Genomic DNA, 19,689 nt, shown 5'->3' on the forward strand with positions numbered 1-19,689 from the left:
GTCTGCTACTCCCTCACCACACGTACGCGAGGACTTCGCCGCCCACGCCCTGCCTGGCCGCCTGACGGTCGGTGAGCAGACCCGAGGACGTGGAGATGATCGCCACGCCCAGGCCGCCGAGCACCCGTGGCAGGTTGGTCGACTTTGCGTAGACCCGCAGGCCCGGCTTGGACACCCGGCGCAGACCGGCGAGGCTGCGCTCCCGGTTCGGGCCGTACTTGAGGTTGACCACCAGCGCCTTGCCCACCCGGGCGTCTTCGACGTGGTAGTCGGTGATGTAACCCTCACGCTTGAGGATCTCGGCGATGTTGGCCTTGATCTTCGAGTGCGGCAGGGTCACCTCGTCGTGGTACGCCGAGTTGGCGTTACGCAGACGGGTCAGGAAGTCCGCGATCGGATCCGTCATAGTCATTTAGGCTGCTCCTCCACCCTCACCAGCTGCTCTTCTGCACACCGGGCAGCTCGCCGGCGTGCGCCATTTCGCGCAGGCAGATTCGGCACAGGCCGAACTTCCGGAGCACCGCGCGCGGGCGGCCGCACTTGTTGCAGCGGGTGTAGGCGCGCACCGCAAACTTGGGCTTGCGGGCCGCCTTGATAACCAACGCCTTCTTAGCCATGGTCAGTTCTCCTTGAACGGAAAGCCGAGAGCCCGCAGTAGCGCTCGTCCTTCGTCGTCGTTGGTCGCCGAAGTGACGACGGTGATGTTCATCCCCCGCGGACGGTCGATGGAGTCCACGTCGATCTCGTGGAACATCGACTGCTCGGCCAGCCCGAAGGTGTAGTTGCCGGAACCGTCGAACTGCTTGGCCGACAGCCCGCGGAAGTCGCGGATACGCGGCAGAGCAATCGAGGTAAGCCGGTCCAGGAACTCCCACATCCGGTCACCGCGCAGGGTGACCCGGGCACCGATCGGCATGCCCTCGCGCAGCTTGAACTGTGCGATGGACAGGCGGGCCTTACGGATCTCCGGCTTCTGGCCGGTGATCGCGGCCAGGTCGGTGACCGCGTTGTTGATCAGCTTGGCGTCCCGGGCGGCTTCGCCAACACCCATGTTCACCACGACCTTCACCACGCCCGGGATCTGCATCACGTTGGCGTAGTTGAACTCTTTGTTGAGCGCGTCCCGGATCTCCTCGCGGTAGCGCACCTTCAGCCGAGGCTGGATCTTCTCTGCAGTCGTCATCTCTAGATGTCCTTGCCGTTGCGCTTGGAGACGCGAACCTTCTTGCCGGACTCGGCGTCCACCCGGTAACCGATCCGGGTGGGCTGTCCGTCGGAGTCGACGACCATCACGTTGGAGACGTGGATCGGGGCCTCTTGGGTGACGATGCCGCCCGAGGAGGCGCCGGCCTGGTTGGCCGAGTTCGCGACGTGCTTCTTGATCCGGTTGACGCCCTGGACCAACACGCGGTTGCGGGCGGGGTAAGCCTGCAGGACCTTGCCCTTGGCGCCCTTGTCCTTACCGGCGATGATCAGGACGGTGTCGCCCTTGTGGACCTTCATCTACAACACCTCCGGTGCCAGCGAGACGATCTTCATGAACTTCTTCTCGCGCAGCTCGCGACCGACCGGCCCGAAGATGCGGGTTCCGCGCGGGTCGTTGTCGGCCTTGATGATCACGGCCGCGTTCTCGTCGAACTTGATGTAGCTGCCGTCGGCGCGGCGACGCTCCTTGACGGTGCGCACCACGACGGCCTTGACGACATCACCCCGCTTGACGTTGCCGCCCGGGATGGCGTCTTTGACGGTTGCGACGATGACATCACCGATGCCTGCGTATCGCCGCGACGAGCCGCCGAGCACCCGGATGCACAAGATCTCCTTGGCGCCGGTGTTGTCGGCGACCTTCAACCGCGATTCCTGCTGAATCACCAGATCTCCTAAATAATCGAGTCGACGCGCGGCATGGCGGTACCAGCCGGAATCTCCCCGGACGTGCGTGGTCTTGCTCTTCTTACGGAGCCGATGAGCACGCAGGGCCAACTTTCGCTGGCCGAGGTCTGCTCACGGCAACCCCTGAAGTCTAGGTGACGTACCGCCCAACACCAAATTGCTGGTCGAGAGGGTCCGCAACGGGCGGCGACAGCGTCCCACGCACTTCGATTCCGGCCGGACTCAGTCGTCGCCTTGCCGCACCCAGGCGTAGATGAACAGTCCCATCGCCGCCGCCAGCGCGATCAGCACCCACTGGACAATTGCCTGGTCAATCCAGGAGCCCGGCGGCGGAGCACCGGGAAGGATGTTGCGCAGCGGGATGATGGCGAACAGATTCGCGGCGTACCAGGTGGCGAATGGGGGCAGAAACTTCCGTCTGCCCATCGCCATCGGCACGGCCACAATCAGCGCCAGGGTGGGCAGGCTGATCAGGACCAGGCAGATTCCGAGGTCGAAGATCAGTGGCCCCCTGGCCCGCTGGATCTTCAACACCACCGCGGCGTCGGCATCGCCTCGCTGATTTCGGGTCCGGCTGGCGTCGTGCACCCGGGCGACGCTGGCGTCCCAGCCGTCCAGCGACCCGGTGACCTCAACTCGAGCGGGGAGCCGTTTGCGGCCTTCACCGGTCCCCACGAAAACATCGGCCGACAGCTCTTCGGTGGTGTAGGTGTCGAAGGGCCAGTTTCCCGGGGCGCCGTATGCCTCGATCGTCGTGCTGACTCGAGCCGGCGCATCTCCGGCCGGGAAATGCAGGTCCCCCAGGTCGTTCGGGGGATACAACCGCACCGCGAGCTCGGTGTTCAGTACATCGAATCGCTTGTCGTACAACGCTTCTCCGGGGTGGACGAGCACGTCCACGGCGAGTCGATTCGCGACTGGGTTCAGCTCCTGAAGGCGCACCTGCACGATGGTGTCCTCCGGGTTCGCCGCACTCAGGTCGAGCGGCGGCAGCGGACTGTCCGATCGCTGAAGGGTGTGAACGCCGAACAACGAAGACGCGTAGGCCACAACGATCGCGGCCAGGATCACCGCGCCGGTCAGAAAGCGCGGCCGTTGGCGCCGCTTCGCCGCCGCAGCGCCGGCCGGTTCCAGTTGGGGCTCAGTGGTCATCGGCAGTCAGGGTAGCGAACAGCGGCGGCACCCGTACCGCGCAGGAGATGCCCGAAACATGCTGGCCGGCAAGCATATCGGAATCCGATCCAACTCGCGCAGACGTCACCCTCCGCCCGCACACCGTTTACCTTCCGTTCGGCAATGTGCGGGTTTCGGTTGTTATACACACGGCCATGAATCGATTTCGGGCTGTCGCAACCCGAACGCCGGCCGTGGCCGCCGGCATCCTGTTGGCTGCGTCCGCAGTGGCCCTGTCGGCATGCACCGTTCCCCATATGACGCTGGCCTATGCCAGTGAACTCGTGACCTGTGGCGGCAAGACCGATCTGAAAGCCAGCGGTTCGACCGCGCAGGCTCATGCGATGGCCGAGTTCGTCGGCGTCTACCGCACCGCCTGCGTCGATCGCACGCTCGACTACACCGCCAACGGTTCAGGCGCTGGCATCGCCGATTTCCTGGCTGGGGACACCGATTTCGCGGCGTCCGACTCGCCGCTCAACGCTGAGCAGCGGAGGCTGGCCAAGCAGCGCTGCGGCGGAGCGGACGCCTGGCACCTACCGATTGTGTTCGGGCCGATGGCTATCACCTACAACCTTCACGAGGTCGAATCGCTGGTGCTGGACGCGCCCACGATCGCCAAGATCTTCACCGGCAGCATCACCCGCTGGGACGACCCGGACGTTGTCGCGCTCAACGGGCCCATGCCTGCTCAGGACATCCGCGTCGTATATCGCAGCGACTTGTCCGGCAGCACCGAGAACTTCCAGGCCTACCTGCGGGCCGCATCCGGCGGCGTTTGGGACAAAGAGGCGGACAAGACGTTCAACGGTGGCGTCGGCGTGGGCGCCAAGGGCAATGAGGGCACCGCGGCGCTGGTACGCACCACCGAGGGTTCAATCAGCTACAACGAGTTGGCCTTCGCCATGGACCAGGGGCTGTTCGCCGCCGAGATCAAGACCCCGGCGAGCCGCAAGTCCAAACGCCCGGTGCGCATCGGCGCCGACTCGGTCGGCAAGACCATCGCCGGCGCGAAGATCACCGGAACCGGCAACGATCTCGTGGTCGATATCTCGTCGTTTTATAACCCGACCCAGGGCGACGTGTATCCGATCGTGTTGGCCGGCTACGAGATCGTCTGCTCGAGATATCCAGACCCGGTCGTGGGACAGGCGGTCAAGGGGTTCCTGCAGGCGGCCGCCGGCCTGGGCCAGGCCAACCTCAACAAGCAGGGCTATATCCCGCTACCACCTGACTTTCAATCGCGGGTCTGGACGGCGATCGACGCCATCTCCTGAGACCTCGCGTCGGCCCCGAGCACGCCGAGCCGGTTAACGCAGTTCGGCCGCGCAACGAAACCCGATATGGCTCGTAGCCGTGTCCTGTGACTGCGGGGACCGGGCTGCGGGGCGATAGCGGTGGCAGTACTCCGGCGCGCACAGATGCGAGCCGCCCTTGAGGGTCTGGCTGATGTCGGGGTGGGCGGGGCCGGCCGGCGCGCAGCAGGCCTTCGGCGGGGTGTCGAGCCGATGGTGGGCCGAGAACTCGGTGGTCGTCCACTCCCAGACGTTGCCGATCATGTCGAGGAGCCCCCAGGCGTTCGGGGGAAATGTGCCCACCGGTGAGGTCCCGGCCCAGCCCAGCGCGCCGTCGTTGCGGTAGGGAAAGTCGCCCTGCCAGGTGTTGGCCATCAAGGCACCGCCCGGCTTCTCCTCCTCCCCCCACGCATAGGTGCTCACGCTGCCGGCTCGGGCGGCGTACTCCCATTCGGCCTCGGTCGGCAGCCGCCGCCCCGCCCACCGGGCAAAGGCCGCCGCGTCGGGATAGGCCACCTGGACCACCGGGTGATCCGGCTTGTCCTCGACGGTGCTGTCCGGTCCGAACGGGTGCCGCCAGCTGGCGCCGGGTACCCATTGCCACCACTGGCGCCAATCGCGCAGGTCGACCGGCCCGTCCGTGGGGCGAAACACCAGGGCGCCCGGGTCGGCGTCGCCGTACAGGGCGGGATCGAGCTCCTGTTCGGCGAGCGTGAGGTAGCCGGTTGCGTCGACGAATGCGCCGTACTGCGCATTGGTCACCGGATGACGCTCCAGCGCGAACGGCTGGACCGCCACGCTGTGAATGGGTGCCTCTTCGGGATAGAAACTCGTCGAACCCATCCGGAACACCCCGGGTGGGATCTCAACGAGGTCCGTCAACATCACGTCAGTCCCGCGAAAATGCGGCAGCGATAGTCTTTTTCACATCCAGGTACGGGTCACCGCTGACATCCACGGCGACGTCCGCGATGGTCCCGCCGGTGAAGGCGAACGGCGCACGGTACGCCGACGACACCGCCTGGCCGGTATTGCGCCCGACGCTGACTCCACCTCCGGCCAACGCGAAGGCACCCGGCTGGGCGACCATGTCGGGCAGGGTGGCTACCACCTTGTCGTCGATGTACAGCGAGGTCTCGCCGACCGGCGTGTGACTGCCCTCGACTGTTCCGGTGCGCTCGAACCGGATTCCGAAAATGTGCTGTCCCAACGGAACCGGACCGGGCGATGACAGCCACTGTTCGCGCTCGCCGAGAAAGTTGTAGACGTAGTGCAGTCTGCCGCCCTGAACGAACAGTGCATGACCGCCGTGTCGGGCACCCTGCTTGAACAGCAGCCCCTCCGCAGCAGCGGAATCCACCGTGACGCGGGCCAACACCGAGAACGACCGGCCGCGAAGCTCCACGCACGCGCCCAACGGCACCTCGGCGGTGTTCGGGTAGTAGGTGTAGCCGGTACGGTCACCGGACAGATACGGCCGCTGGCGGGTGGTCATCTCGAAGATGTTCAAGTCCGCCAACGGCAGGCCGTTGTACTTCTCTGCCTCGGCGAACCACATCGCCTGCAGTTCTTCGAGTTTCTCCGGATACTCGGCGGCCAGGTCGTGGCACTGACTGCGGTCCTCGGCAAGATGGTAGAGCTCCCACCGGTCGTCGTCGAAGTGACTCCAGCCCGACGGGGTCGCCGCATGCACCGTGTTGGCGAACCAGCCACGGTGCCAGATCCCGCGGGTGCCCAACATCGTGTAGAACTGGGTGTGCTTGCCGGTGTCTGCGGTCGGATCAACCAGCGCCGCTTTGAAACTCACGCCTTCCAGCGGCCGCTGCGCAATGCCGCGCACGGTCTCCGGCGGCGTTATGCCGAGCAGGTCATAGACCGTCGGGGTCACGTCGCAGACGTTGACATAGGTGTCGCGTACCTCGCCGCGCGCGGCGATTCCCTTGGGCCAGCTGACGATCGCGGGGTCGGCTATGCCGCCCTCGTGGGAGGCATAGCGCTTGTAGAGCTTGTAGGGCGTGTTGAACGCCATCGCCCACCCGACCGGGTAGTGGTTGTAGGTTTCCGGACTACCCAACTGATCGAAGAGTTTCATCGCCTCTTCGACCGAGTCGATGTAGCCGTTGAAGAATTTGTTCTCGTTGGGCGAGCCGTTCGGGCCGCCCTCGCCGCTGGCTCCGTTGTCCGAGATCACCACGACGATGGTGTTGTCGAGTTGCCCGGACTCCTCCAGGTAGTCCAGAATCCGCCCGATCTGGGCGTCGGTGTACGTCTGGAAACCCGCGAACACCTCAGCCATCCGTGCGAACAGCCGCTTCTCGGAGTCATCGAGGCTGTCCCACGGGCGGACCATGTCCAGCAGCGGCCAGGGCTGGCCGTCGGCACTGGCGACGCCGGCGTAGGGGTTGACCTCGGACAGTTCGGTGTCCTGCGGTACCAGTCCCAGCTCCTTCTGGTTCGCCAACACGACTTCCCGGTACTTCTCGTAGCCCATGTCGAAGCGTCCGGCGTAGCGGTCGGCCCATTCGGCGAACACATGGTGCGGGGCGTGGCCGGCACCCGGGCAGACGTAGCCGAACCAGGGCTTGCCGGGCGCGATGGTCTGCGCATCCCGAATGAATTCGATTGTCTTGTCGGCGATGTCCTTGGACAGGTGATAGCCGTCCTCCGGCGTGGCGGGCGGTGCGACCGGGTGGTTGTCATAAACCAGATCCGGGTACCACTGGTTGGTCTCGCCTCCCATGAATCCGTAGAACCGTTCGAATCCCCGCTGGGTGGGCCAGTGCCGTCGGGCGCCGGCCATGTTGGACTCTTCCAGCGGGGTCAGGTGCCACTTGCCGACGCAGAAGGTGTTCCAGCCCTGTTCGGCGAGAACCTCACTGAGCAGGGCGGTTTCGAAGGGGATGCGTCCGCTGCAGTTAGGGAAGCCATCGGTGAACTCTTCGATGGTGGCCATCCCGACGCTGGTTGCGTTACGCCCGGTCAGCAGCGAAGCCCTGGTCGGGGAGCACAGGGCGGTGGTGTGGAACTGGGACAGCCGGACACCGCGCTCGGCGATCCGGCTCATGGTGGGCATCTCCACCAGTCCGCCGAAACAGTCCCAGGTGGCGATACCGGTGTCGTCCCAGACCAGGTACAGCACGTTGGGCGCCCCTTCGGGGGCGGTCGGCGCCGCGAACGGCCCCCAGTCCGGTTCGGAATCCCGGATATCGAGACTGACCTTGCCCGTGAATTCCACCATTGCTCACTCCGTCGTCGGCCCCCGGATCGGATGAGACACTACCGGCCCGGTGCCGAGGCGGCAGCGATTGGAGCCGGGGGCCGCTCGCGCGGAGCCGATGGCCGGTTGTCGCCGACGCCGGCCGACACCAGCTCGCCGAGGAAGGCTGCGGCCGCCGGCGAGGGTGCCCGTTCCAGTGGGGTGATCAGCGCCAGCTCGCGTGGGATCGCCGGATCGGTTGCCACCCCGACCAGCTGGTCTGACTTCGCCACCAGCGCCGGCGGCAGAAATGCCACGCCCACGCCCGCAACAACCAGGTTGACCAGGTCGAGCGGACTGTTGGATTCGGCGCAGACGGTTGGGACAAACCCGAGGTCGGCGCAGATGCCATCGATGTGCAGGCGCGTCCGAAGGTCCGCCCGGCGTTCGACGAACTCGCGCTCACGCAGGTCAGTCAGCGGGACGACTTCGCTGGCCGCGAGCGGATCGTCGCGGCGTACCGCCAGTACCAGGGGCTCGATTCCCAACGACAGGTCCTTGACCCGGCTCCCGTCATAGGGCCGGCAGACGAAGGCGAGGTCCACGTCGCCGTCGGCGGTCGCCTGCACCAAGGTGTCGATGGAGTCGTGCCGCAGCGTGATTTCGATGCGCGGAAAGTTTCGGTGATAGCGGGCCAGCAACCGCGGCAGATCGACGGTTCCCAGTCCCTGGATCAGGCCGATGCTCAGCCGCCCGCACAACACTCCCCTGACCGCGTCAACGGCGGCCCGAGCGTGGTCGGCCGCAGCCAGAGCATTCTGCGCATCCGGCAGCAGCGCCAGGCCGGCGGTGGTGAGGTCGACGCGGCGATTGTTACGGACCAGCAGGGCGGTTCCGAGTTCCTGCTCCAGGCTGCTGATCGATGCGGACAGGGTGGACTGCACCACGTGCACCTTCGCAGCCGCCCGAGTGAAGTGCAACTCTTCGGCCACAGCGACAAAGTGTTTCAGCTGCCGCAGCTCCATAGCGATCAGTGTGACGCCCGACGCCGATTGGTCAAATCGAATGTTGGTTTGCTCCAACACGATTACTTTGAGGCGGCTGAGACCAACCCGCAACGAACGCTGATTGTTGCCGCAACCCCACTGCCGCAATGACTTACATCGTCGCCCTCACGTGCGTCGATCGACGCTGACGATTCTCTACATTGAGATTAACTGTTGAAATATCCACGCACAGGGGTGGTGACGACGCCGTCCACCCGTTAGCGTCTGACGAGGATGCCAAGGGGGGTTGAGGCAGAGTCCCTGACATCCGGACATCCGTTGTCGCACAACATCATCGCCGCTACTACAACGCCTGGACTGGATTTGTCGTGCGCGCGAAGGGGGCGAACGCCGGTGTTCAGCACGCCCGGCACGTTCGAAGGGGAACGCACAGGACCGGGGCTACCCAAGTACGGAAGGAACGCACCGAAAATGAATCGTCGGACCATAATGTCGGCCGGTGGGGTCACCGCGGGTCTACTCTCGACCACATTCCTGCCCGCCACAGTCGCTTTCGCCGACAGCGGTGTCGGCGCAGCCGGAAATGTCGGCAGCACCGCGATTCCGGTGGACCTGGCGAGCAATGTCGCCGGTACCGGAGGAACAGGAGCCCTGGGCGATGCCGGCGCCCTTGGCCCGGAGGCATCCGCACCCGCCCCACACCCATTGGCGGATCTGGGCGCCCTGAGCCCCACCGCCGGTACGCCCAGCCCGTCGCCGCTCGGTGATACCGGTGCGATCCCGCCGATCACCGGCACCTCGGATGCCGTGCCGGGTGCCACTCCCGATGCCGCTCCCGGCACCGGCGATGGATTCACCATCGGCGATACCACCTTCAATCCCGTCCTCGACGACGGATCGGCGGGATTCACCCCACTCAGTCCGCTGTTCAGCGCACCGCCGCTATTCCAGGTCGGCGAGGGTGAGCAGTCGTTCGACGTGTCCAGTGGCACGGGCGGCAGTGCCACCGATCTCGGCAACGTGACCGCCAGCGAGAACGTCACGAACCTGTTCGGCGGTATCCACAACACCGAGTTCACGATCACCGACGTGGATCCGGCCGCCGGTGCGACCGCCTCCGACCTGCCCGCCGTGGGAACGGTGTATGACGTGATGAACTTCGGCAACGGGTTCGCGAACGTCTATACCGATATCCCCGGGGCCGACGGCGCCGCCAATTCCATCACCGACACGCTGACGACGCCGTTCGGCGACTTCAACATTCCGACCGATTTCGACGCTGCCGGTCTGCTTGATCCGGGCGACGCCTTCGGCTTGTCGGCGATGGGCGCAGATGCCGCGGGCGGTGCGGCCGACGCCGCTTCCGTAGCAGCGGGAAGTGCGGCCGACGCAGCCGGCAGCGCCGCCGACGCCGCCGGCGGTGCGGCCGACATCGCCGGGGGTCTCCCGGACCTGTCGGGCATGTTCGATCCGTCGGACCTATTCGGAATCTGACCCGCGCCACAGGCCGAACATCCCAGGTCCACCCTCGCGCCCCGGTCCTGGGATGTTTGGCCTGCGCGCGGAACGGGTAGCCCGGTCACCGCATACTTCATGGAAGTTCTGGGGGGAACCATGAGTTGGACACATCGATGAGGGCACAGCATTCGTTGGGGCTCAATCTGTCTTGGCTGCGCGTGACCACGGTATTTCTGATCGACATCGGTATCTTGTGGATCGGCGGCCATTGGCCGGCCCAGCTCGGGCCCCCCGAGCGCGCATGGTGGCCGGCGGTGGGCCTTGCCGCGGTGCTTTCCACGGCGGCGTTGATCACCCACCGTCGAGTACCGCTGACGGCGATCGTGCTGGCGCGGCTGCTCGATCGCTTTGCGACCCCTGCAGCGTTTCTCACCGAAGGCTGTACGCCCGGCTTCGACCACCGCCGTCGCTACAGCCGCGACGTCGTCGGAGTACGCGAACACCGCGGGCGGCTGGTGTCGGTGATCGCCGTACCGGCCACACCGACCGAAGCGACCGGGCGGCATCGCCGCGTCCCGGCGCCGGTGCCGACTCTCTCCGCTGAGCTCGTCGCCGCCGGGCTGCGCCAGTTCGACGTACGCCTGGATGGGATCGACATCGTGTCGGTACGAACGTGTGACTCTCCCGCCGACTCTCCCGATGACGAACGCGCCACCGCCGACGCGCCGGCGGTCAATGAGCCCGGCTCCAGCGGACCACAAGACAACTGGCTGATCCTGCGGATGGATCCGATGCACAACACCGAGGCGGTGGCGGTTCGCGACTCAGTCGCCGCGACCCTGGCCGTAGCCACCGAACGACTGGCGCGCGACCTGTGCGAACGTCACCTGGACGCGCGCATCCTGTCCGCCGACGAGTTCGACCAGGTCGACACGGCTCTCTTGGCCGGTCTGCAGCCCACCCGGCTCCGCCGACGTCGCCGCCGACTGAAGCAGAAAGAGAGCAAGGGCCCCAAGCAGTTCGCGGCCACATTCTGGATGTCGCCGCGCGACATCTCGACGGAGAATCTCGAACGGCTGTGGCTGCCGGAGACCGATACGACCGCGGTCACGGTGCGCCTGACGCCGCAACAGCGCCACACTGACGTCGCGGTCCTGGTGCGCTACCACACCGCGCGTAGATTGCGCCGGAACGCCTCGGCCGGATTGAACCGTCTCAACGGCCGACAGTTGACCGCCTTGAGCACCAGCCTGCCGACGCCGACGCAACGCACGCTGGCGGTTCCGGCCCGGGTGCTCAACGGCGAGGATTCACTGCAGGTTCCGCTAGGCCCAACTGCGCCGCAGCCGTTGGCGCGGATCAAAGTTCCGGCATGACCGGCACAAGACCCCGGAAACAACCCCAATCACGACGAAGCCCCGCGACGCAGGGGCGGTTTCTAGGGGTCGTCGCAACACTGCTGGTTAGTTGGCCAGTAGTAGATCACGCAGGCGCTCGGCTGGGGTATCCCAGCCGAGCGTTTTGCGTGGGCGGCTGTTGAGCTCTTGGGCGACGTGTTCGAGGTCTTCGGGTCCGTAGATGCTCAGGTCGGTTCCTTTGGGGAAGTACTGCCGCAGCAGTCCGTTGGTGTTCTCGTTGCTGCCACGCTGCCAGGGGCTGGCCGGATCGCAGAAATAGACGGCCATGTCGGTGGCCATGCTGAACTGCTTGTGCCCGGCCATCTCGGCGCCTTGGTCCCAGGTCAGTGACCCCCGCAGATGTGCCGGCAGGGTGCTCATAGTTGCGATCAGTGCATCGCGCACGGTCTCGGCGTCATGCCCGCCCGGTAGGTGCAGCAGCATCGTGTAGCGCGTCGTTCGCTCGACGAGGGTGCCGATCGCGGTCTGGTTCTTCTCCCCGGTGATCAGATCGCCTTCCCAATGCCCGGGGATCGCACGGTCTTCGACTTCGGCGGGGCGGTCGCTGATCATCACCATCGGGTCGGTGAACCGCTGATAGCGTTCGCCGTCTTTGCGGTGCGGTTTACGTCTCGTTCGTCCGGTCCGAAGTGCTTGCTGCACTTCTCGTTTCAAGCCACCTCGGGCCTGGAAGTAGAGGGCCTGGTAGATCGTTTCGTGGCTCACCCACATGCTCTCGTCGTCGGGATGATCCCGGCGCAGGCGGCGCGAGATCTGCTCCGGTGAGAGCTTGCGCGATAAGCCTTCCTCGACCGCCTCCCGCAGGACCGTGTTCACCACCAGTTTGGACCCCTTGGGCCGCGCCCGGGCCGCCACTGCCACACGATCGGCCTGATACGGCAGGTATCGGCCATCAATGCTGTGTCTGCGGACCTCCCGCGAGACGGTGGAGACGTTCTTGCCGATCCGGTCGGCGATCGCCCGCAGCGAATCCCTCCCGAGCAGGCCCTCGGCGATCGCTACCCGATCCTCGATCGACAGATACCGGCCGTCAATCGCCGGCGGCCCGGTGTCATCGCAGGTCACACTGGTCACAGGCTGTTTGTAGACGGTGCCGTGGTTGTAGTCCACGACCCGGCCATCGGGATAGATCCGCGTGTTGTTGACGTGGCGAATCCCCTGGCGCCAGTCCCGCGCGGTCCGTACGTTCACACCGACCTCACGAGCTGCCTGCGCGGTTGACCAGCCGGCCGCGAGCAGCTCCATGCAACGACGTTTGGCCTCGTCCTTGCCCTTCGGCGGGATCTTCTCGGTGGTGACCAGACCCTCGACGACCAATATTCGACGCGCCACCGAATGCGATACCCGACAGGCTTTTGCCGCCTGATTGATCGAGCCCGTCTTGTCGAATACGGCCACGATGATGTCCCGATCGGCAACCCCACGCTGATCACCACGCTTGCCAGGACCCCGGGCCTGCCCGGCCGGCCGGCCGATGGCCCGCAGAATCGCATAGCACCGGTCACGGGACAGGCCGACCGCGACCGCAGCCTCCTTAACCGGAACCCCAGCATCGACCAACTTCGCTAGCTGGTCACCGAACCGCGCACAGTCCTCCAAAAACGACATGGTCGCCGCAACCTCTCAATCGAGAGTGTTGCGACGACCATGTGAACCCGCCAGGTCGCGGGGCTCTGTCGTTACTACGGCGTCGTTATCACGCCGTCGAATTACTTGGCCTTCTCCAGGATCTCGACCAGGCGCCAGCGCTTCGACGCCGACAACGGACGGGTCTCCATCAGCGACACGCGGTCACCGATGCCGGCCGTGTTGTTCTCGTCGTGCGCCTTGACCTTCTTGGTGGTCCGGATGATCTTGCCGTACAGCGGGTGCTTCACGCGGTCCTCGAGCTCGACGACGATGGTCTTCTCCATCTTGTCGCTGACCACGTAGCCGATCTGGGTCTTGCGGCGGCCCCGCGGGGTTTCCGTACGCGCGGTGTGCTTGGGACCCTTCTCCGCGGCGTTAGCCTTTGCAGCCTGTGCCATTACGATGCCTCGCCTTCAGAACCAGCGGGACCGGACGCCAGGCCCAGTTCCCGTTCGCGCAACACGGTGTAGATGCGCGCGATCTGGTGGCGCACCGTGCGGAGCCGACGGTTGTTGGTGAGCTGCCCGGTCGCCATCTGGAAACGCAGGTTGAACAGCTCCTCTTTGGACTCGCGCAGCTGCTCGACGAGTTCGTCGCCGTTAAGCTCGCGCAGTTCGCCAGCGGTAACTCCCACTGCCATCAGAACTGCTCCTCTCGGGTCACGATGCGCGCCTTGATCGGCAGCTTGTGGATCGCCCGGGTCAGTGCGGCGCGGGCAATGGCCTCATTCGGGTAGCTCAGCTCGAACAGCACCCGACCCGGCTTGACGTTGGCGACCCACCACTCCGGCGAACCCTTACCGGAACCCATGCGGGTTTCGGCGGGCTTCTTGGTCAGCGGACGGTCCGGGAAGATGTTGATCCACACCTTGCCGCCACGCTTGATGTGCCGGTTGATGGCGATACGAGCCGACTCGATCTGCCGGTTGGTGACGTAGGCGTGCTCCAGTGCCTGGATGCCGTACTCACCGAACGTCACCGCGGTGCCGCCGCTGGCGATACCGCGCTGCTTGGGGTGGTGCTGCTTGCGGTGCTTGACCTTACGGGGAATCAACATGGTCTAGTTCTCCGTGCTCTGCGTTGCTTGTGACTCCGCGGTCGCTGCGCCCTCGGTGACCGTTTCCGCAGCAGCGGCGTTCTCAGTGCTCTCAGCGGCCCGCCCGGCGTCGGTGCTGGTCGCGGTGGTACCCGAAGCGCCGCTGCGGCGCGGGCGGGTGCCCGACGGGCGCTCCCGGCGCGGACGGTCGGCCGACGGTGCGGCGACGGCCAGCTCGCGCTTGCCACCGACCACGTCGCCCTTGTAGATCCAGACCTTCACACCGATCCGGCCGAAGGTGGTCTTCGCCTCGTACAGCCCGTAGTCGATGTCGGCGCGCAGCGTGTGCAGCGGCACCCGACCTTCGCGGTAGAACTCCGAGCGGCTCATCTCGGCGCCGCCGAGACGGCCCGAGCACTGCACCCGGATGCCCTTGACGTTGGGCTGACGCATCGCCGACTGGATCGCCTTGCGCATCGCGCGGCGGAACGCCACACGGTTGCTCAGCTGCTCGGCGACACCCTGCGCGACGAGCTGGGCGACGGCCTCCGGCTGCTTCACCTCAAGGATGTTCAGCTGCACCTGCTTACCGGTGAGCTTCTCCAGGTCGCCACGGATCCGGTCGGCCTCGGTACCGCGGCGGCCGATCACGATGCCCGGCCGGGCGGTGTGGATGTCGACCCGGACCCGGTCCCGGGTGCGCTCGATGGTCACGTCGGCGATGCCGGCGCGCTCCAGGCCGCTCGACAGCAGCCGGCGGATCGCCACGTCTTCCTTGACGTACTCCGCGTACTGCTTGTCGGCGTACCAGTGCGACTTCCAGTCGGTGGTGATCCCGAGCCGGAAGCCGTGCGGGTTGATCTTCTGGCCCATTACTCCGAGCCCTCCTTCGCGTCGGACGTCTCAGGCGCCTTCTTGGCTGCCGCCTTCTTGGCGGGCGCCTTCTTCGCCGCCGCTTTATCAGTCGTCTTCTCGGCAGCCTTGGCTGCGGAAGCCTTCTTGGCCGGCGCCTTCTCGGTCGCCTTGGCCGCCGAAGCCTTCTTCGCCGGGGCCGTCGCACCCGCCTGGTCGGAGGCCGCCTTGCTGCCCTGCGCACGACGCGCCCGGGCCGCGCTGGCGGACTGCGCGGAGCCGCCACCGGAGGACGGCCGGCTCTCCACCACCACAGTGATGTGGCTGGTGCGCCGACGGATCCGGTACGCACGCCCCTGGGCGCGCGGCTTGATCCGCTTGGCGGTCGGGCCCTCGTCGGCGTAGACGCTGGCCACCACGAGGGTGGCCGGGTCCAGGCCGTCGTTGTTCTGGGCGTTGGCAGCCGCGCTGGCGATGACCTTGGCCACCGGCAGGCTGGCCTGCTGCGGTGCCCAGCGCAGGATGTCCAATGCGTCGGACACCGACTTGCCGCGGACCAGGTTGATCACCCGGCGGGCTTTGCTGGCCGAAACCCGCACAAAGCGGGCCTTGGCGACAGCGGACGGAAATTCAGTCGTGGCACTCACCGGCGCTTAGCCTTCCGGTCGTCTTTGATGTGTCCCTTGAAGGTGCGCGTCGGAGCGAATTCGCCGAGCTTGTGCCCGACCATCGACTCGGTGACGAATACCGGAACATGCTTGCGGCCATCGTGTACGGCGAACGTGTGCCCGATGAAGTCCGGGATGATCGTCGACCGACGCGACCAGGTCTTGATGACCTGCTTGGTGTTCTTCTCGTTCTGGACGTCGACCTTCTTGAGCAGATGGTCGTCGACGAACGGACCCTTCTTGAGGCTGCGTGGCATCGCTTTCCCTCCGATTCCTAGCGCTTCTTGCCGGTGCGCCGGCGTCGGACGATGAGCTTGTCGCTGGGCTTGTTCGGCCGGCGGGTGCGACCCTCCGGCTTACCCCACGGGCTGACCGGGTGCCGGCCGCCGGAGGTCTTGCCCTCACCACCACCGTGCGGGTGGTCCACCGGGTTCATGACCACACCACGGACGGTCGGGCGCTTGCCCTTCCACCGCATACGGCCGGCCTTACCCCAGTTGATGTTGGCCTGCTCGGCGTTACCCACCTCGCCGACGGTGGCGCGGCAGCGCACGTCGACTCGGCGGATCTCGCCCGAAGGCATACGCAGCGAGGCGTAGGCGCCTTCCTTACCCAGCAGCTGGATGCTGGACCCAGCCGAGCGGGCCAGCTTGGCCCCGCCTCCCGGGCGCAGCTCCACCGCGTGCACCAGGGTGCCGGCGGGGATGTTGCGCAGCGGCAGGTTGTTGCCCGGTTTGATGTCGGCGTTGGCGCCCGACTCCACCACGTCGCCCTGAGACAGACCCTGCGGGGCGATGATGTAGCGCTTCTCACCGTCCAGGTAGTGCAGCAGCGCGATACGCGCGGTGCGGTTGGGGTCGTACTCGATGTGGGCGACCTTGGCGTTGACGCCGTCCTTGTCGTGCCGACGGAAGTCGATCACGCGGTAGGCACGCTTGTGACCGCCACCCTTGTGCCGGGTGGTGATCCGGCCGTGGGCGTTACGCCCACCGTGGCCGTGCAGCGGCCGAACCAGCGACTTCTCCGGGTGAGAGCGGGTGAGCTCAGCGAAATCGGAGACGCTGGCACCGCGACGACCGGGGGTCGTCGGCTTGTACTTGCGGATTCCCATGTCAGTTAGATCTCTCTCTCACTCCGGTCAGGCCGGTGCGGCGAACAGGTCGATCGGCTTGCTGCCGGGCGCCAGAGTCACAATGGCGCGCTTGGTGTCCTTGCGCTTGCCGTAGCCGGTCCGGGACCGCTTGCGCTTGCCCGGCCGGTTCGCGGTGTTCACCGACGAAACCTTGACCGCGAAGATCTTCTCGATCGCGATCTTGATCTGCGTCTTGTTCGAGTCCGGGTGCACCACGAACGTGTACACGTTGTCCTCGATCAGTCCGTAGGACTTCTCGGAGATGACCGGCGCGAGGATGATGTCGCGGGGGTCGGTGATGGTCGCCATCAGGCCGAAACCTCCTCGGTTTTGGCGGTGTGAGCCTCGATGTAGGAGTTCAGAGCCTCGACGCTGAACACCACGTCGTCGGCACGCAGCACATCGTGGGTGTTGAGCTGGTCCGGGGACAGGATGTGCACACCCGGCAGGTTGCGCACGCTCTTGGCGCCCGTCTCGTCGGCCCGGCCGATGACCACCAGCACCTGCTTGCGGTCAGTGATCGAGCCCAGGAACATCTTGGCGTCCTTGGTCGACGGGGTCTGTCCGCTCACCAGTTCGGTGACCGCGTGGATCCGGCCGTTGCGCGCCCGGTCCGACAACGCTCCGCGCAGGGCGGCGGCGATCATCTTCTTCGGGGTGCGCTGGCTGTAGTCGCGCGGCTTGGGGCCGTGCACCACGCCACCACCGGTGAACTGCGGCGCCCGGGTCGAACCCTGACGGGCCCGGCCGGTTCCCTTCTGCCGGTAAGGCTTACGGCCACCGCCGCTGACCTCACCGCGGGTCTTGGTCGAGTGCGTACCCTGACGGGCCGCGGCCAACTGAGCGATCACCACCTGGTGCATGAGCGCGATGTTGGCGGGAGCGTCGAACAGCTCGGCGGGCAGCTCAACCGAGCCGCTGGACTTGCCGTCCGGAGTCTTGACGTCAATCTTGATGCCGGCCATTACTTCTCACCCTTTTTGATCGCGCTGCGGACCAGAACCAGCCCACCGTTGCGGCCCGGAATGGCGCCCTTGATCAACAGCACACCGTTCTCGGCGTCGACCTTGTGCACCACCAGGTTCTGGGTGGTGACACGGTCGCTGCCCATCCGGCCCGACATCCGGGTGCCCTTGAACACCCGGCCGGGGGTCGAGCAGCCACCGATCGAACCCGGCCGGCGGTGCACCGCCTGAGCGCCGTGACCGGCGCCCTGGCCACGGAAGCCGTGCCGCTTCATGGTGCCGGCGTAGCCTTTGCCCTTGGAAGTTCCGGTGACGTCGACGTAGCTGCCGTCACTGAAAATCTCGGCGGTCAGTTCCTGGCCGACCTCGTACGCGGCCGCGGCGGCCTCGTCGTCGAGCCGCAGCTCGGCGAGGTGACGGCGGGGGTTCACACCCGCGGCGGCGTACTGACCGGTGACCGGCTTGTTCACCTTGCGGGGGCTGATCTCGCCGTAGGCGAGCTGCACGGCGCTGTAGCCGTCGCGCTCGGGGGTACGGATGCGGGTCACCACGTTTGGCCCGGCCTTGACGACCGTGACCGGCACGACCTTGTTGTTCTCGTCGAACACCTGCGTCATGCCCAGTTTGGTACCCAAAATACCTTTGCGTGCCATGGTTTTCGGTAGCTTCCTACTGGGATCTATTGGATATTGACGTCGACGCTGGCCGGCAGATCGATGCGCATCAAAGCGTCAACGGTCTTCGGCGTGGGATCGAGGATGTCGATCAGCCGCTTGTGGGTGCGCATCTCGAAGTGCTCCCGCGAGTCCTTGTACTTGTGCGGGGACCGGATAACGCAATACACGTTCTTTTCGGTCGGCAGTGGCACCGGGCCGACTACGGACGCACCGGTACGAGTGACCGTCTCAACGATCTTGCGCGCCGAGGCGTCAATCGCCTCGTGGTCGTAGGCCTTGAGCCTGATGCGGATCTTTTGTCCCGCCACGCTTCTGCTACCTCACTCCTGCAAAGGGGGTCCGTTTTTCGAACCCTTTGTGCCCCAGCTCGTCGCTACCTTTTCGGACCCGTGGGCCCGGTGTCGACACTGCGCTGGGCGCTGCCGCCGCTGTTTACCTGTCCTGGTCCACCGGTCCCCGCGGTCGGGCGTGTCGCCCTCACACGGCCCCGTGCACGGCGAAAATGCTCCGTACGGCGAGAATGGGACCGGACGCGCCCGGGTGGGCGCTGGTCGTATGCCCGGCCAGGGACAACCCCGGCGCAGGCGAACCTGAATAGTATGCCCCAGATCGGGTCAGCGGCCAAATCCCCGCGGTTTAGCGAGGCTCGATGACGGAGAGGCCAGGCTGGAGCCGCAGCATCAACCCAGCGATAGCGTTCCCGGACCTTGCGGCCAGCCGCCGGTGAGCGGCCCGGAAGCTGATCTTACTTGCCGGTAAGATCGCGAGGCGTGACCGGATCTACCAGTACTTATCAGGCATGGCGACGGCTGGCGGGCATCCCCGGCGGCACCCGGCTGTTCTCGGCCGCGGCGATGGCCCGGGTCCCCTACTTCGCCTCGGTGCTTCCGCACGTGGTCCGAATGGAGCCCGGGCTGGCCGAGGTGCTGGTGCCCAAGTGGCCGTTCGTCTACAACCACCTGCACACCGTGCACGCGATCGCGTCCTGCAACGCGGCCGAAGTCGCGATGGGGATGTTGATGGAGGCCACCGTGCCGCGCAGTCACCGCTGGATTCCCAAGGCGATGAACGTGGCTTACCTGGCCAAGGCGACGACGTCGTTGCGGGCAACGGCCCGGCTGGACCCACCGGACTTCAGCGCGATCACCGAAGGCACCGAAGTGGTGGTGCCGGTCAGCATCACCGACAAGGCGGGCGTCGAGGTGGTGCACGCCGATATCACCACCTGGGTGACGCCGGCCCAGATCACGGGCGAGCCGGGCCCGCTCCCCCGTCGAGCGTGAAGCACGGC

Annotated in this window: 25 protein-coding genes; 4 read left to right on the forward strand and 21 right to left on the reverse strand. The window is 66.1% G+C overall.

The window, feature by feature from the left end; translation table 11 throughout:
• Positions 1-13: 13 nt before the first annotated feature.
• The 6 genes from rpsH to MJO54_RS18985 form a co-directional block, all read right to left on the reverse strand.
• A complete protein-coding gene (rpsH, locus tag MJO54_RS18960) occupies positions 14-412 on the reverse strand; it encodes a 30S ribosomal protein S8 (RefSeq protein ID WP_013830245.1) in 399 nt (132 codons plus the stop codon).
• A gap of 19 nt (positions 413-431) precedes the next feature.
• A complete protein-coding gene (locus MJO54_RS18965; RefSeq protein WP_024440399.1) occupies positions 432-617 on the reverse strand; it encodes a type Z 30S ribosomal protein S14 in 186 nt (61 codons plus the stop codon).
• A 2-nt stretch (positions 618-619) separates the two neighbouring features.
• A complete protein-coding gene (gene rplE, locus MJO54_RS18970; protein ID WP_046285615.1) occupies positions 620-1,183 on the reverse strand; it encodes a 50S ribosomal protein L5 in 564 nt (187 codons plus the stop codon).
• A 2-nt stretch (positions 1,184-1,185) separates the two neighbouring features.
• Complete coding sequence (rplX, locus tag MJO54_RS18975) at positions 1,186-1,503, reverse strand: 50S ribosomal protein L24 (protein WP_046285616.1); 318 nt, start codon at positions 1,501-1,503, stop codon at positions 1,186-1,188.
• On the reverse strand, positions 1,504-1,872 hold the full coding sequence (rplN, locus tag MJO54_RS18980) for a 50S ribosomal protein L14 (RefSeq protein ID WP_024440402.1): 369 nt from the start codon (positions 1,870-1,872) through the stop codon (positions 1,504-1,506).
• Between the two features lie 243 nt (positions 1,873-2,115).
• Positions 2,116-3,045, reverse strand: a complete 930-nt coding sequence (locus MJO54_RS18985) for a DUF4436 domain-containing protein (protein WP_046285617.1) — start codon at positions 3,043-3,045, stop codon at positions 2,116-2,118.
• 176 nt (positions 3,046-3,221) lie between these two features.
• Here MJO54_RS18985 and pstS point away from each other — a divergent pair, with 176 nt between their 5' ends.
• The gene (gene pstS / locus MJO54_RS18990; protein WP_046285618.1) at positions 3,222-4,343 is read left to right on the forward strand and encodes a phosphate ABC transporter substrate-binding protein PstS; all 1,122 of its coding nucleotides are present in this window, start codon (positions 3,222-3,224) and stop codon (positions 4,341-4,343) included.
• Positions 4,344-4,376: 33 nt separating this feature from the next.
• Here pstS and MJO54_RS18995 read toward each other — a convergent pair whose 3' ends face one another.
• The 3 genes from MJO54_RS18995 to MJO54_RS19005 are packed head-to-tail and all read right to left on the reverse strand — an operon-like array spanning position 4,377 to position 8,582.
• Entirely contained in the window at positions 4,377-5,246 is an 870-nt protein-coding gene (locus MJO54_RS18995) for a formylglycine-generating enzyme family protein (RefSeq protein ID WP_046285623.1), read from the reverse strand.
• Between the two features lie 4 nt (positions 5,247-5,250).
• The gene (locus MJO54_RS19000; protein WP_065153375.1) at positions 5,251-7,599 is read right to left on the reverse strand and encodes an arylsulfatase; all 2,349 of its coding nucleotides are present in this window, start codon (positions 7,597-7,599) and stop codon (positions 5,251-5,253) included.
• Between the two features lie 38 nt (positions 7,600-7,637).
• A complete protein-coding gene (locus MJO54_RS19005) occupies positions 7,638-8,582 on the reverse strand; it encodes a LysR family transcriptional regulator (protein ID WP_065153385.1) in 945 nt (314 codons plus the stop codon).
• Positions 8,583-9,053: 471 nt separating this feature from the next.
• Here MJO54_RS19005 and MJO54_RS19010 point away from each other — a divergent pair, with 471 nt between their 5' ends.
• Both MJO54_RS19010 and eccE read left to right on the forward strand, forming a co-directional pair.
• The gene (locus tag MJO54_RS19010) at positions 9,054-10,058 is read left to right on the forward strand and encodes a hypothetical protein (RefSeq protein ID WP_046285620.1); all 1,005 of its coding nucleotides are present in this window, start codon (positions 9,054-9,056) and stop codon (positions 10,056-10,058) included.
• A gap of 137 nt (positions 10,059-10,195) precedes the next feature.
• Entirely contained in the window at positions 10,196-11,398 is a 1,203-nt protein-coding gene (eccE, locus tag MJO54_RS19015; RefSeq protein WP_065153374.1) for a type VII secretion protein EccE, read from the forward strand.
• Positions 11,399-11,485: 87 nt separating this feature from the next.
• Here the strand turns inward: eccE and MJO54_RS19020 are convergent, their stop codons facing one another.
• The 12 genes from MJO54_RS19020 to rpsJ form a co-directional block, all read right to left on the reverse strand.
• A complete protein-coding gene (locus tag MJO54_RS19020) occupies positions 11,486-12,685 on the reverse strand; it encodes an IS30 family transposase (RefSeq protein ID WP_165604537.1) in 1,200 nt (399 codons plus the stop codon).
• A 464-nt stretch (positions 12,686-13,149) separates the two neighbouring features.
• Positions 13,150-13,467, reverse strand: a complete 318-nt coding sequence (gene rpsQ / locus MJO54_RS19025) for a 30S ribosomal protein S17 (RefSeq protein WP_024440407.1) — start codon at positions 13,465-13,467, stop codon at positions 13,150-13,152.
• Entirely contained in the window at positions 13,467-13,709 is a 243-nt protein-coding gene (rpmC, locus tag MJO54_RS19030; protein ID WP_024440408.1) for a 50S ribosomal protein L29, read from the reverse strand. Before rpmC ends, rpsQ begins: the two co-directional genes overlap by 1 nt.
• Positions 13,709-14,125: a 50S ribosomal protein L16 gene (rplP, locus tag MJO54_RS19035; RefSeq protein WP_024440409.1), complete on the reverse strand. Its 417-nt coding sequence runs from the start codon at positions 14,123-14,125 to the stop codon at positions 13,709-13,711. Before rplP ends, rpmC begins: the two co-directional genes overlap by 1 nt.
• A 3-nt stretch (positions 14,126-14,128) precedes the next feature.
• Positions 14,129-14,977 (reverse strand): 30S ribosomal protein S3, encoded by an 849-nt coding sequence (gene rpsC, locus MJO54_RS19040; RefSeq protein WP_065153119.1) that lies wholly within the window; start codon positions 14,975-14,977, stop codon positions 14,129-14,131.
• Entirely contained in the window at positions 14,977-15,603 is a 627-nt protein-coding gene (gene rplV / locus MJO54_RS19045; protein ID WP_064888755.1) for a 50S ribosomal protein L22, read from the reverse strand. Before rplV ends, rpsC begins: the two co-directional genes overlap by 1 nt.
• Positions 15,600-15,881 carry a 30S ribosomal protein S19 gene (gene rpsS / locus MJO54_RS19050; protein ID WP_006245110.1) on the reverse strand — a complete coding sequence of 94 codons (282 nt, stop codon included), beginning with the start codon at positions 15,879-15,881 and terminating at the stop codon, positions 15,600-15,602. The genes rplV and rpsS overlap by 4 nt, the downstream gene beginning before the upstream one ends.
• 17 nt (positions 15,882-15,898) lie before the next feature.
• Positions 15,899-16,735 carry a 50S ribosomal protein L2 gene (gene rplB / locus MJO54_RS19055; RefSeq protein WP_024440413.1) on the reverse strand — a complete coding sequence of 279 codons (837 nt, stop codon included), beginning with the start codon at positions 16,733-16,735 and terminating at the stop codon, positions 15,899-15,901.
• A gap of 27 nt (positions 16,736-16,762) precedes the next feature.
• Positions 16,763-17,065, reverse strand: coding sequence for a 50S ribosomal protein L23 (rplW, locus tag MJO54_RS19060; RefSeq protein WP_046285394.1), 303 nt, complete (start codon positions 17,063-17,065; stop codon positions 16,763-16,765).
• Positions 17,065-17,721 carry a 50S ribosomal protein L4 gene (gene rplD, locus MJO54_RS19065; protein WP_240175321.1) on the reverse strand — a complete coding sequence of 219 codons (657 nt, stop codon included), beginning with the start codon at positions 17,719-17,721 and terminating at the stop codon, positions 17,065-17,067. The genes rplW and rplD overlap by 1 nt, the downstream gene beginning before the upstream one ends.
• Positions 17,721-18,374 carry a 50S ribosomal protein L3 gene (gene rplC, locus MJO54_RS19070; RefSeq protein WP_046285392.1) on the reverse strand — a complete coding sequence of 218 codons (654 nt, stop codon included), beginning with the start codon at positions 18,372-18,374 and terminating at the stop codon, positions 17,721-17,723. Before rplC ends, rplD begins: the two co-directional genes overlap by 1 nt.
• Before the next feature lie 26 nt (positions 18,375-18,400).
• A complete protein-coding gene (gene rpsJ / locus MJO54_RS19075) occupies positions 18,401-18,706 on the reverse strand; it encodes a 30S ribosomal protein S10 (RefSeq protein WP_003883485.1) in 306 nt (101 codons plus the stop codon).
• A gap of 462 nt (positions 18,707-19,168) precedes the next feature.
• Here rpsJ and MJO54_RS19080 point away from each other — a divergent pair, with 462 nt between their 5' ends.
• Positions 19,169-19,681 carry a hotdog fold domain-containing protein gene (locus tag MJO54_RS19080; RefSeq protein WP_240175322.1) on the forward strand — a complete coding sequence of 171 codons (513 nt, stop codon included), beginning with the start codon at positions 19,169-19,171 and terminating at the stop codon, positions 19,679-19,681.
• The last annotated feature ends 8 nt before the right edge of the window (positions 19,682-19,689 follow it).

The organism is Mycolicibacter virginiensis, from assembly GCF_022374935.2.
In the GTDB taxonomy this organism is placed as follows: Bacteria; Actinomycetota; Actinomycetes; order Mycobacteriales; family Mycobacteriaceae; genus Mycobacterium; species Mycobacterium virginiense.